Origin of the sequence: Micromonospora sp. CA-259024 (genome assembly GCF_050936255.1) — a bacterium.
GTDB lineage: Bacteria > Actinomycetota > Actinomycetes > Mycobacteriales > Micromonosporaceae > Micromonospora.
On sequence record NZ_JBNJND010000001.1, the window covers coordinates 2,669,077 to 2,682,297 of the forward strand.

Sequence of the window (13,221 nt, forward strand, 5' to 3'; positions counted from 1 at the left end):
GGGTCGCCGGCTGGCGCCGGATCGATAGGTTGACTGCCACCAGCCGCCCGCCGAGGAGGACGTCCCGATGGCCCCATCCGCTACGCGTACGCGGCAGTGGTTGCCGTACACCGCCGCCGTCACCGCCGGGCTGGTGGTCATCGCCGGGGCGTTCGTGTTCGTCCGGCAGCGCGAAGCGGGCAACGACTGCGCCACCACCCTCCAGGTCAACTCCTCCACCGAGAAGGCGGCACTGCTGGTCGACCTGGCCGAGCGCTACAACCGCAGCGACCGGTCGATCGATGGCGGTGGCTGCGCCCAGGTGCACGTCAGCGCGTTGAACTCGGGCAAGGCCACCGAGGCGCTGGCTACCGGCTGGACCCACACCGGCCTGCCGCAACCACAGGTCTGGCTGCCGACGTCGAGCCTGTGGACCGGCCAGCTCCGGCTGCTCGACGAGGCCGCCGGGCGAGAGCTGCAGACCCCGGACCGCTACCCGTCGATCGCCAACAGCCCGCTGGTGATCGCGATGCCGCAGCCCAAGGCCGAGCTGGTACGCCAGCGCGGGTCGCTGGGCTGGGGGGAGATCCTGGGCCTCTCCGGGCGCGACGGGTGGGCGGGCTTCGGCAAGCCGGAATGGGGCCGCTTCACCTTCGGCAAGGACAACCCGAACCTGTCCACCTCCGGGCTGGCGGCGACCATCGCCACCTACTACGCGGCGGTGCAACGGTCCAGCGACCTGACCCAGTCCGACCTGGCCGACCCCGCGGTCACCCAGTTCGTCCGCCGGATCGAGGCCAACGTGTCGCACTACAGCGACGACTCGGTCGACCTGCTGCGCAGCCTCGCCGAGGCGGACCTGGCCGGCGGTGCGGGCAGTACGGACGACATGAGTGCCATCGTCCTGCAGGAGGAGCTGGTGGACCTCTACAACACGGGCGCGCTGAGCCCTCGGCAGGACGGGCAGGAGCGGGGCCGCCGGCCGAACGTCCCGCTGGTCGCCGTCCATCCCAGGGAGGGCACGTTCAACCTGGACCACCCGTTCGTGGTGCTGCCGTCGGCCGATGAGCGGCAGCGCGCGGCAGCGGCCGACTTCCAGAAATTCCTGACCATGGACGCCCAGCAGGAGAGCTTCGCCCGCCTCGGCTTCCGGGACCACGAGCGCCGCGCCTCGGCGGAGCTGCTCGCCAGCGTCGGCGCCGAGCCCACCGGCGGGCTGACCTACTTCGAGCCCCCGAACCCGGAGGTGGTCGGCGCGATGCTGGACGGCTGGCGCACGCTCCGCAAGAAGGCCAACATCCTGATCGCCCTGGACACCTCGGGGTCGATGCTGGCGAAGGTCGGCACCCGTACCCGTTTCCAGGTCGCGTCGGCGGCGGCGGGCAAGGCCCTCGCGCTGCTCAACACCGAAGACCGGGTGGGACTCTGGTCGTTCTCCTCGGAGACCAAGAATCAGCCGAAAAGCCCATACCGGGAGGAGTCCCCTCTCGGCGAGTTCGACCAGAAGCGGATCACCAGCAAGATCGCCGGCCTGCATGTCGAGGGTGGCACCGCGCTCTACGCGACGGTCCGGGCCGCACACCGAGAGCTGCTCGACCGGTACGACCCGCAGCGGATCAACGCGGTCGTCGTGCTGACCGACGGCAAGAATGAGTACAGCCGGGACAACGACCTGGCCCGGTTGCTCGCCGAGGTCGCCCTGGACCCGCAGCGTCCGGTGAAGGTGTTCTGCATCGCGTTCGACCGGGAGTCGGACTTCGCCACCCTGGACCGGATCGCCAAGGCATCGTCGGGCAAAGCTTTCGACGCCACCGATCCCGCCAAGATCGACGAGGCGTTCGTGAAGCTGGTCAGCAGCTTCTGACGCTCTCCCTGGCGCGACTGGGCCGGGCGATCGCGTCACCGAGGCCGCCCTGCTCAAGGGTCTGCCACAGACCCACGCAGGGAGAGGGGCCAGCGGTCCGTGAGGCGTTGGAAGAGGATGCGGTCCTGCCAATCGCCGACGATTCTCAGGTACGCGGGGGCGAGCCCGCACCGGGGTGGCTGGCGCGGGAGCGCCACCCCGGCCACCCGGTCACCCGGTCACCCGGTCACCCGGTCACTCGGTCGTCCAACGGTCGTGGTGGATCACCGACGAGACCGGACGTCGCTGGCGCCAACCGTGCCGCTCCAGGTCCGGCGTCTGCTCCAGATGGGTGACCGGGCCGAGGCAGAGCCACGCCACCGGGCGGACGGTGGCCGGGATGCCGAGCAGGTCGCGCAGAAACGGCTCCCGGTAGAACGAGACCCAACCGACCCCGAGCTGCTCGGCGGTCGCGGCCAACCACAGGTTCTGGATCGCCAGACAGACCGAGTAGAGGCCGGCGTCGGCGATCGCGTGACGACCGAGTACGGCCGGTCCACCCCGCTGCGGGTCGTACGTGACCACGACCGACAACGTCGACTCCCGTACGCCATCGATCTTGATCCGGGTGAAGCGTTCCGCCGCGGCACCGTCGAGAGTGGCCGCGAAGGTGTCCCGCTCCCGCTCCACGTGCCGGTGAAACTCCTGCCGCAGCTCAGGATCGCGGACCAGGATGAAGTCCCAGGGCTGGGAGATACCGACGCTCGGCGCGGCGTGCGCCGCCGTGAGGATCCGGTCCAACGTCTCGTCGGGGATCGGCGCCCCGGTGAACTGGGCACGTACGTCCCGGCGGCGGTGGATGGTCTCGTAGAATCCGGTGTTCAAGGCAGGCTCCCCTGCTTCTCGCCCCTGACGGGGCCGATGACGCGAGGCCGGTCTTCGGACTCCCGGATCTACGCTGGTCACCCGCCTTCCCAACCCCTCAGGGCCAGTGGCTGCGTCTAGTGCGCGTGGGTGGCAGCTCCCCGGTCACCGCGGCGGGCCCGTGCCGGACTCACACCGGCTTCCCGATTCTCCCCACTCGCGCGGGGCACCTCGCAACGTTTGTGCCACCGCGCACCATAGCGGCCCCGCCGAACCTGGGACGAACCCCGCCACAAGCTCGGGATTGGCGTTGCGGTGGCCGGGTTGTTCCCGGACCACCGCTACGCCGTTGCCGGTCGGAGTGAACCTTGCCTGCGGGGTGACAGTCTCGCCGCTCAGTCGGATGCCCGGCTGGGCGACGCCCGCTACCCGCGCCGCATACGTCAGGCGGAAAGTTCCGCCCGGATCAGCGCGGCCAGCTCGGCGGGCTGAGAAAGGAACGGCGAGTGCGAGGAGTTCATCCGCAACACCCGCTCGGCCCGCTTGGCCATGAGCTCCTGCGCGAAGGGCGGAAGAGCGTTGTCGGCCTCGCAAATGATGTAGGTGCTGGGAATGGTGCGCCACGCCGCCTCGGTCAGCGGCTGCTGCGTCGAGGCCCATGACTGGAGTCCGAGTCGTGCAACGGCCTGTTCCGCGATTTCCGGATCGACGTCGCCGTAGAAGACATCTCGGGGCTGCGATGGCTCGATGTGACCTTTGCTCTTCAGGTCCGTCCGCTCGTGCACCTCCCACCACGGCGGAGCAACGCCACCGGCGGTGGAGAAGAGCGAATCGCCGACGTCCGGCTGAAAAGCAGCGAGATAAACAATCCGGCGTACGTTGTCCGCGGCAGCGAGCGCCTCCGTGACCGGGGCACCACCGTAGGAGTGGGCGACGACCACGACCGGGCCGCCGATGGCGGCGACGGCGGCCTTGACCACGGCCGCGTCGTCGTAGAGGTCCCCGAGGGCAGCGGGGTCGTTGCCGCTACTGGGTAGCGCGACGGTGTGGATGTCAATATCCGGGAACTGCTCGACGAGCGACTGCCAGACCCACGGCCCGTGCCAGGCGCCGTGCACGAGAAGAAGCGACGGAATACTGTTCAAGATGATGTTCCTGCCCGCATGGATTCAAATGATCGGATCTGGAGTTCGTCGCCGCCCACGCCGTCGTGTATCGCCGCAGCGCCCCATCTCGACCGAGGACAGCGGAAATATATGCCGCTACTTTCGGGTAGCAAGGTGCGGTCGCCTATGAGCCGAGCCACAAGCCGGGCGGCAACGGTGTCACCGTGAGCAACAACACGTTGCCCGGTTTCGTGCCGAATCTATGCACGTAGACATGCACTCGATCCCCGCATTGCTGAGCGTGGCGGCACAACAAAATCGTTTCCCGTGGCTATGCGGTTGTATCTGATTCTCGGCCCCCGGATATCGACCTTTCGATGTTGCTACAGATCCTGAAAGGTCGGGTTCGTCCACTATGACCCAATGCGTCGGCGTGATCGTCGCGGCGGGGAGGCGTAGGCCGGGGTGATGAGGTATGCCTACCAGCAGGACCCGCACGCGTGGGCCGGGCTCGGCCTCGCCCAGCACCTCACCACCGGCAGTTCCACACCAGCCGAGGCCACGACATGGATCGGGACGGACGGGGCCCGGCAGTTCGCGACCGGCAACAGCCGCAGGTGGGCGGACCTGTTCATCGGCACCGGCACCTCGGCAACCGCCGCCCGAGCCGTGCAAGCTCGGACGACGGCGTTCCACCTGGGCACCGGGGCAGCCGCCCGGCGGCGAGCAGTAACCACAGCTCGCGGCGATCACGCCGATCTTCTGGCGGGTACGAGCGTCCTAGTGGCTGAGAGCAGCCACCGTCGAGGAGACCGCCGCATCGAACACCGCCTCGTCTAGCGGCTCCGCGATGGCGGTCAGCTGCACCTGCACCAGGTTGTGACCGATCCGGACCAGGCCGAACAGGGTTGTACCGGTGATCCTGCTCGAACCACTGCCGAGGGAGAGGTCATACCGCACCCGCCAGGACTCTTCCCCCACCTGGGGAGCCGGCTGGGCGCTCACGGTGAACCGCACTGGTGAGCTGCCGGGGACGGTGGCGTCGAACCGGGGGCACGCGGCGCGGGCTGCCTCGGCCTCGTCGAGAAGGGTGTCGGGCACGGGGTGGGCGTACGAGGTGACGATCACGATGACGGCCGATTGCCTGATGCTGCTCGGCAATTTCCTGGTGGCAAAGCCGCGAATCTCGTCGACCCGTTCGTCCGACTCGATCCGGCGCAGATAGTCGTCCCGGGCCAACTCCCGGCAGGCCGCCGGCGCGATGGCGGTGTCGGGGTCCTCGGTCTCCTGTTCCTGCGGCTCCGGCTTCCAGAACGCTGACAGTGGCGCCCGGACGGCGCTGGCGGCGGCACCGGCTTCCGCGACGGTAAGCAACCGGCCGGGATCCGCACCGGTCTGCGCACCGGGCGAGGCGCTGGCGTTCGGCCCGACGGTGGTCGATGACGGCACCACCACGACCGCCGGGCCGGTGGTGGCCGGCGCCCCTGTGGGCAGCAGCACCGGCCCACCGGGCAGGCCGATGACCGCCGCCGCCCCGACCAGGAGCACCGCCGTCACCGGACCCACCGCCGGCCACACCTGCGGTCGCGTGCCGGCCCGGCCGGGTGGCCATCCGATCGGGTCGGGTCGTTGTCCCAGTCGTCCGGTGAGAGCGGAGAGCCCGATCAGGACGGGCATCGTGAGCACCGCGAGGTAGAACCACCAGATCACCGGCACACCGACATAGAGCCGGAGCAGGGTCGCATCCGAGGTACGACCGGCGAGTATCTGGTGCGCGAACTGCGAGGTCCCGGCCAGCACCGCGACACCCGTCCCCGCAACAAGGGCCCGTCCCAGACCGGGGTCACCACGTCCAATGGCGAGCACCACGAGCGCCGCCCACCCGGCCAGGGCACAGATCCACCATCGCTGCTGGGAAAGGGAGAGCGCGGCGTCCAGCGTGATCGGTGGGTGCCGTAGCGCCTGTGCCGATGCGAGGCTCCCACCGATCAGCACCGTCACCGCCACAACGGACAGGACGGCACGGGTGGCGACCCGGCGCCAACCGAGCAGGGCCACGACCGCCGCTGGCGCGGCTAGGCCCAGCCACGGCCACGGCGCGTCGGGCAGCGTGTAGACCAGCCAGGCACGTACCGGCACCGGCCGTTCCAGGCCGACGACGAGGGGCTGCAACGGCCAGCAGATCGCCGTGACGGTCGCTGAGGCCGCCAGATAGGTGAACCCTCGCCGGAGTCGGGTGTACCGGTCCGGGCCCCGGCGAGCCGCCATCCCGGCGAGCACGGTGCAGGTCGTGACGGCGACCACGCCGGCCAGTGCGACCACGATCGCGAACCGCAGACTGACGCCCAGACTGGCCGTGCCGGCCGGGAACGACGCACCGCCACCGGTCGTCCCGGTGGGAAAGAGGAAGCCGCCCACGGCGAGACCGGCAGCGGCCGCGACGACCGGAAGCCAACGCCGCGAGGGCGCACCGGTGAGCGCCCTGCGGTGCAGCGCGGGGGTCAGCCCGAACCCGAGCAGCACACCGACCAGACCGGCCGGCAGCACGGAGAGATCCCGGTCAATCGCCAATGCGCTGACCGCCTGGGTCGCCGCCCCCGCGACGATCGCCGTCACCGCCCCGGTCACCGCGGCCTGCATCGGGCCACCAACCGACACCTGCTGCCCGCCACGCAGCGCGGCGGCCCGCCGCTGCGGCGTCGGGTGCCGGGCGAACAGCCGGCGCAGCCGCCCGGGGCGGTGCGGTCGGATCGAGGCGGCGGCGTCCAGCAGCCAGACCAGCGCGGTCCGGTCACCGGTCCGGTTGACCTGCTGATCCGCCTCGTGTTCGCGCAGTCGCAGCACCTGCGCCCGCAGCAGGGCGCTGAGCAGCACCAGCACCAGCGCCCGGCTGAGCGTGACGACCGGGATCTCGGTGAGCCCTTCCCGGCGGATCTCGGAAAGACTGGCCACCGCCACCGCCGGTACGACCAGCCACAGCAGACCACGCACGGCGGAGACCCACCGGACGTCCCGACCCTGTACATGCGCCAACTCGTGCTGGACGACTGGATCGAACCGCGCCGGATCTCGGTGACCGACCGCCACCGCGGCCGGCAGCACCACGAGTGGTCGGCCGCCGGGCCGGACGGTGGTGAACGCCTGCCGCACCGACGGTCCCGCCACGAACAGCCGGGGCCGGTGGCGACCGTGCAGCCCTTGCCGATCGCAGAGCTCGGCAAACCGCTGCTCAGCACCGGCGATGGTGCCCGGGAGTCGGTGGCGACGCAGCCGCCAGTGATCGACCACCGGGGTGAGCGCGACGATCAGGGCGAGCCCGACCAGCAGCAGGACGCCGCCGGTGAGCATGACCAGTCCGCGTATCCGGGACGGGTCGGACATGCAGGTCAGGAACTGCATTGTCCGGGTGGCATCGAACTCGACAGGACTGCTTGGGTCGACGTCATACGTCCGGGAACACCGGATGGTCGCCTGCGCGTAGGGCTGCGCCAGTGGACGGCGACCGAAGAAGAAAACGGTGCCCACCGCGATACCGACGCCACCCACCACCCCAACGACTTGGAGATAGAGCCAGAGCAGTGGGGTCGGCTCTCCGCCGGGTTTCCGGGCCTGGGGAACAGCCGGCGGCGGCGCGTCGGTGCGGATCACTCCGGTGCGGACAAACGAACGTGCAGGGCCCCCACCGCCGCGTCGGCCAACAGGATGGCCTGCTCCTCGGTGAGGCCAAGGGTGACTCCGTGGCGCCGGCACGCCTCGCGTAGAGCCTGTGCCTGCGCATCAGTCAGCGCCAGCCGGTCCCCGTCGATGACCGGCTGGGGCGCGTCGTCGCCCGGTTGGAGCGCTTCACCGCCCGACTCGACCGCTGCCGGCGCCGTCGACCGGCGTAACCGGCGCCTGCTGCGCCACCAACCGGCACCAGCCGCGGTCGCACCGGCCGCGAAAATGTCACCCAGTCCCGACGTGACGGCCTGCAGTGCGATCTCGCTGACCAGGACCGAGTCGATCCCGAACCCGATCGACCCGCCGGGCGCCGGTCGGCTCCGTAGCGACGACCCGTCCCGCCGCCACTTCTGGGCGACCGGGGCGAAGACCGCCAGCTCCTCGGGAGCTAGCCGGGCCACCCCGGCACGGGCGGCGGCCTCGATGAGGCCCGGCAACTGCGTGTGCGTGTCGACCATGGCCACCCTCCACAGAGTAGGCATTAGGATACGCAACGTCCGCCAGCCTCATCGGGCAGGATTCGTCGTAGGCTCCGCGCCCGAGAAGACAGCGAGAGCCGAGGCGGTGAGCGTCGCTTCGACTCACGAGGGGCACACAGCCCAACGCCCCAGCCAGTTTGTTGATCCAGGCGACGCAGTCCTCAACCCCCTTGGCGGAGGTGCCGACGGCGGCGGCGATCTCACGCGCTGAGGCTGTCCGGTCGGGCTGCTCGGTGAGACAGCGCGAAATGCTCCTGCCGTCACTGTCGAACTGGGGCCATGTAGGCGGCCAAAAGGTCGTTGGGTTGTCGGTCGAGGTATCGGGCGGGCACGCGAGGTGCCGTCCGGTGACCCGCTCGGGCGGACCTAAGTGGGATGGAAGCGAGCGCGACTGACGACGAACTGTGGGAGGTCGACCGTGGCGTCTGGATTCTCGGGAGCCGGGTCGACGGCCAGCGGATCGTCACTCTCTCGTTCGACGGCCGTATGGCAGTCCACCTCGTCGTTCAACTCGCTCGCGGGACTGACTCGCGCGACGATTTTCTGTGCGGCACGGCTCCGTTGCCGCACAGAGAGAAGGCTGTCGACGGATCAGTCAATTCGCGACTGCTGCCTGGGATACCTACGTTCTACTCCTTCGTGGCGTCCATGAGGGCGTCGATCAGCGCGCCCAGTGCGGGCTGCGCCAGCGAGATCTCCCGGACCACGGCGTAGATCGTCCTGATTGGCGCCGGGCGCCGGACCTGGCGGATGGTGACGCCTGGGTGGCGGGTGCCCAGCCCCAGTCGGGGAATGAGGCTGACGCCGAGGCCAGCCGCGACGAATCCCTGGGCCGTTGCGTAGTCCTCCGACTTCGCCACGATGTCCGGGCTGAAACCCGCCGCGGCGCAGGCGTCGGTGATGGGCTCCAGGCAGGGGCCGGGGGGTTCACTGCCGACCCAGGGTTCGCCGGCGAGGTCGGCCAGGTCGATCACCCGTTGCCTGGCGAGCGGGTGTCCGGTGGGCAGGACGGCCTGGTACGCGTCGTCGAGCAGATGCACCGCGCGGATGCCCCGGTGGCTTTCGTCGTGTGGTCGGCGGACCACGATGGCCAGGTCGGCGTTGCCCTGCTCCACGGTCGGCAGTGGATCGTCAGGGTCGGTCACTCTGGCATCGATCGTCACGCTGGGGTGCTCGCGCCGGAGTCGGGCGAGGGCCGGTGCCAGCAGGGTCGGGCCGACCGAGGCGAAGTACCGGATCGTCAGTCGGCCCGTACGTCCCGCGCGCAGGTCGGCCAGCGCCGTCTCGGCCTCGGCGACATGCTGGCTGATGATGGCCGCGTGCCTGGTGAGCAGTCGGCCAGCCGCTGTGGGCTGCACACCGCGGCCGACCCGTTCGAGCAGCGCGATCCCGGCCTCTTTTTCCAGCGCCGCCACCTGCTGGCTGACGGCGGAGGGTGTGTAGCCGAGGTGTGCCGCCGCCGCGGTCACCGATCCGCTGGTGACCACCGCCCGCAGCACCTGCATGCGTCTCACATCAAGCATGTAGCAGAGCTTAATGCTCATGCAGAACCTTTTGCTTTTCCTTTTCAGTTGGGCGCGGCACTGTTCATGGGAACGGATCAAGGAGAGCAGGGTGAACAGTGCCGTGGGCAGGACATGGGCGTGGGTACGGGTGGGCGTGCTCGCCCTGCTGTGGGGATCAACCTTCCTCTGGATCGAGCTGGCCCTGGACGCCCTGACTCCGGTCCAGGTCACGCTCAGCCGGTGCGTACTCGGAGCGGCCGCTCTGCTGGTCGCATGCCTCGGCTCGGGACGACGGCTGCCTCGGGGTGGGGCGGTCTGGGGTCGCATCGTCGTGGCCGCCTTCTTCTGCAACGCCCTGCCGTTCGCCATGTTCAGCATCGGCCAGCAGACCATCGACTCCGGGGTGGCCGGCGTACTGAACGCGACGACCCCGCTGTGGTCCCTGCTGATCGGCGTCGTGATCGCCTCGGAGCGCGGGCTCGGGCCGGGCCGGCTGGGCGGGCTCCTGCTCGGGTTCGCCGGAGTTGTGCTGATCTTCGCGCCGTGGCAGACGACCGGGCCGGTCGGGTGGGGCGCTCTTGCCATCGTCGCCGCGGCGGCGAGCTATGCCATCGGCTTCGCATACATGGGCCGCCACCTGGTCGGCAAGGGCATCCCCACCATCTCGCTGTCTGCGGCGCAGCTCATCGCGGCAACCGGCTTGACCGCGCTGACCCTGCCGGCCGGCGGCCTGACGTCGATCGGGATCGGCCCGAAGACGCTGATCGCCGTCGTGATCCTGGGCGTCGTGGCCACCGGGGTCACCTTCCACCTCACCTACCGGATCATCGCCGCCGAGGGCGCCACCAACGCCGCGACGGTCGGCTATCTGCTGCCGGTGGTCTCGGTAGCGCTGGGAGCCATCGTGCTCGACGAGGATTTCAGCTTCCGGATCGCCATCGGGATGGTGGTCGTGCTCGTCGGGGTCGGCCTGACCCGCCGCAGGAGGCCGACGCCGTCGACGCCAGCCCCAGAAGAGACCCCGACGGCGCTGGCCGCGCCGAGACCGTGACCCGCCACCTTCGGCCAGAAACAGGACGTACGACAGTGACCGCACTATCGGTAAGCACCATCCCCGTCGCATCGCTGCCCGTGGACTGCATCGTGATCGGCGCCGCCAAGAGCACAAAGGGCCCGGTCCCGGCCCCCGGCGCCGAGGCGGTGGCCGAGGCGTTCGACGGCGCACTGGCCGAACTCCTCGGCACCCTCGGCGTAACCGGTGCCGAGGGCGAAGTAGCCAAGCTCCCCGCGCCCGCCGGCATCAGGGCCCGACTGGTCCTCACGGTCGGCCTCGGCGACGCCGCCAACAACAACGAGGAGTACGACGCCGAGACCCTGCGCCGAGCCGCCGGGGTGGCCGCCCGGACTCTGGCCGGCACCGGGACGGTCGCGCTGGCGCTGCCGGCCAGGACGGCCGAGGCCGTGGAGGCGGTGGCGGTGGGTGGCCTACTCGGTGCCTACGCCTTCACCGCCTACCGCACGACCGACCACGCCGCGGCCCCGGTCCGCGAGCTGGCGATCCTTGCGAACCGCGTCGGCCGGACGGACGCCGAGGCCGCCGTGCGACGCGCCGGCGTGCTCGGCCAGGAGCTGAATCGGGCTCGCGACCTGGTCAACACGCCAGCCAACGACCTGCACCCGGAGAGCTTCGCCGCCGCCGTGGTCAGCGCCGGCCAGGAGTACGGGCTGGCGGTCGAAGTGCTGGACGAGGAGGCATTCGCGGCGGGCGCCTTCGGCGGCATCCTCGGCGTCGGCCAGGGCTCGGCCCGACCGCCGCGGCTGGTGCGGATCGCCCACACCCACCCCGAGGCGAAGGCGAGTCTCGCCTACGTCGGAAAGGGCATCACCTACGACTCGGGCGGCATCTCGTTGAAGCCGGTCGGCGCCAACGAGATCATGAAGCGCGATATGGCCGGCGCCGCAGCGGTGTTCGCCGCGGTGCTGGCCGTCGCCCGGCTCGACCTTCGGGTCAACGTCACCGGTTGGCTTGCGTTGGCCGAGAACATGCCGTCCGGCTCCGCCGTCCGTCCCGGCGACGTGCTGCGGATGTACGGCGGGCGGACCGTCGAGGTGCTCAACACCGACGCCGAGGGACGCCTGGTGCTCGCGGACGCGCTGGTGCGCGCGGGCGAGGAGCGGCCCGACGCAATCGTGGACGTGGCCACCCTGACCGCCGCCATGCGGTTCGGCCTGGGTAACCATCTCTTTGGGACGATGTCCAACGATGACGCCTTCCGTGATCGGGTACTGGCCGCCGCCAGCCGGGCCGGCGAGCGGGCCTGGCCGATGCCGCTGCCGGCCGAGCTGCGCGGGAGCCTGGACTCCCGGGTGGCCGACCTCGCCAACCTCGGCGAGCGGATGGGCGGCGGCCTGGTGGCCGGTCTGTTCCTCCAGGAGTTCGTGCCAGCCGGCACGCCCTGGGCACACCTGGACATCGCCGGACCGGCCTTTCACGAGGGGGAACCCAACGGCTACACACCCAACGGCGGCACCGGGTGCGCGGTCCGTACCCTCGTGCGGCTCGCGCAGGACACCGCGACCGGCGGACATGATGGTCCTTAGATCAGGTGAGCCCTCGGTCTCGTCAGGAATGCGTCGGTTGACCTCAACCAAGCATGAGGTTGCATGCTTTCGGCGTTCGCGTCGGCGAACGGATGGGAGCAGGTGGTATGCGAGTGGTCCAGGCGATCCGTTTCGGGGGTCCCGAGGTGCTGGTTCCAGGCGAGGCGCCGGATCCGGTGGCCGGGCCGGGCCAGGTCGTGGTCGATGTGGCGGTGGCGGGCATGACGTTCGTCGAGACGCAGATCCGGCGTGGCACCGACAGGTGGCATGAACGGCCACGGTTGCCGTACGTGCCGGGCGGTCTGGTGGCCGGGCTTGTGAGTGCGGTCGGCGCGCAGGTGGATCCGGCTTGGCTGGGGCGGCGTGTCGTCGCCAGCACGGGAGAGACCGGCGGTTTCGCCGAACGGGCGGCGGCGATGGTCGGGGAACTGTTCCCGGTGCCGGACGGCCTGGGTCTGCCGGAGGCTACCGCCCTTTACAGCGACGGCAGCACGGCGCAGGGGCTGGCCGAACACGCCAAGATCGGCCCCGGTGACTGGGTTCTGGTCGAAGCGGCGGCGGGTGGGGTGGGCAGCCTGCTGGTGCAGCTCGCCCGTGCGGCGGGCGCGCAGGTCGTCGGAGCCGCCCGCGGATCGCGGAAGCTCGATGTGGTCCGGGAACTGGGCGCCGACGCAGTGGTGGACTACTCCGAACCGGGCTGGACCAAGCGGGTGCTCGAAGCGACCGGCGGCGCGGGACCGGATGTGGTGTTCGACGGCGTCGGCGGCCAGATCGGGCGGGCCGCATTCGAGGTGACGGCCCGCGGCGGCCGTTTCTCGGTGCACGGCGCCTCCAGCGGCGAGGCCACGTTCATCGATCCTGCGGAGGCGCACCACAGAGGCGTGGAGGTGATCGGTATCGAGCAGCTTTTTGATTTCGGACCGAATGTAGTGCGGTGGGCGGAGCGGATGATGACCCAGGCGGCAGCGGGACTCGTCCGGCCGATCATCGGGCAGACCTTCTCGTTGGAGCGTGCCGCCGACGCGCACACCGCGGTCGAAAACCGCACCGCCGTGGGGAAGACCCTGCTGCTGATCTGAGGGCCTACGCTCGGGAACGCCTCCGGCCACCGCATCCGCCACTGA

Annotated in this window: 9 protein-coding genes and 1 riboswitch; of the genes, 4 read left to right on the forward strand and 5 right to left on the reverse strand. The window is 70.3% G+C overall.

Going from position 1 to position 13,221, the window contains the following annotated elements; all coding sequences use genetic code 11:
* The first annotated feature begins 67 nt into the window (after positions 1-67).
* Complete coding sequence (locus ACQEUX_RS11560; protein ID WP_433045431.1) at positions 68-1,843, forward strand: substrate-binding domain-containing protein; 1,776 nt, start codon at positions 68-70, stop codon at positions 1,841-1,843.
* 234 nt (positions 1,844-2,077) lie between these two features.
* Here ACQEUX_RS11560 and bluB read toward each other — a convergent pair whose 3' ends face one another.
* From bluB to ACQEUX_RS11585, 5 genes are all read right to left on the reverse strand, one after another.
* Complete coding sequence (bluB, locus tag ACQEUX_RS11565; RefSeq protein ID WP_433045434.1) at positions 2,078-2,707, reverse strand: 5,6-dimethylbenzimidazole synthase; 630 nt, start codon at positions 2,705-2,707, stop codon at positions 2,078-2,080.
* A 28-nt stretch (positions 2,708-2,735) separates the two neighbouring features.
* Positions 2,736-2,935, reverse strand: a riboswitch (cobalamin riboswitch).
* Positions 2,936-3,129: 194 nt separating this feature from the next.
* Positions 3,130-3,831 carry an alpha/beta hydrolase gene (locus tag ACQEUX_RS11570; RefSeq protein ID WP_433045437.1) on the reverse strand — a complete coding sequence of 234 codons (702 nt, stop codon included), beginning with the start codon at positions 3,829-3,831 and terminating at the stop codon, positions 3,130-3,132.
* A 741-nt stretch (positions 3,832-4,572) separates the two neighbouring features.
* On the reverse strand, positions 4,573-7,191 hold the full coding sequence (locus tag ACQEUX_RS11575; protein WP_433045440.1) for a M48 family metalloprotease: 2,619 nt from the start codon (positions 7,189-7,191) through the stop codon (positions 4,573-4,575).
* 245 nt (positions 7,192-7,436) lie between these two features.
* The gene (locus ACQEUX_RS11580; protein WP_433045443.1) at positions 7,437-7,970 is read right to left on the reverse strand and encodes a hypothetical protein; all 534 of its coding nucleotides are present in this window, start codon (positions 7,968-7,970) and stop codon (positions 7,437-7,439) included.
* 650 nt (positions 7,971-8,620) lie between these two features.
* Complete coding sequence (locus ACQEUX_RS11585; RefSeq protein WP_433045446.1) at positions 8,621-9,514, reverse strand: LysR family transcriptional regulator; 894 nt, start codon at positions 9,512-9,514, stop codon at positions 8,621-8,623.
* Positions 9,515-9,605: 91 nt separating this feature from the next.
* Between ACQEUX_RS11585 and ACQEUX_RS11590 the strand changes: the two genes are divergently transcribed.
* From ACQEUX_RS11590 to ACQEUX_RS11600, 3 genes are all read left to right on the forward strand, one after another.
* Positions 9,606-10,547 carry a DMT family transporter gene (locus tag ACQEUX_RS11590; RefSeq protein WP_433045450.1) on the forward strand — a complete coding sequence of 314 codons (942 nt, stop codon included), beginning with the start codon at positions 9,606-9,608 and terminating at the stop codon, positions 10,545-10,547.
* 35 nt (positions 10,548-10,582) lie between these two features.
* Entirely contained in the window at positions 10,583-12,097 is a 1,515-nt protein-coding gene (locus ACQEUX_RS11595) for a leucyl aminopeptidase (protein WP_433045452.1), read from the forward strand.
* Between the two features lie 107 nt (positions 12,098-12,204).
* Positions 12,205-13,176 (forward strand): zinc-binding dehydrogenase, encoded by a 972-nt coding sequence (locus ACQEUX_RS11600; RefSeq protein WP_433045455.1) that lies wholly within the window; start codon positions 12,205-12,207, stop codon positions 13,174-13,176.
* Positions 13,177-13,221 lie beyond the last annotated feature (45 nt).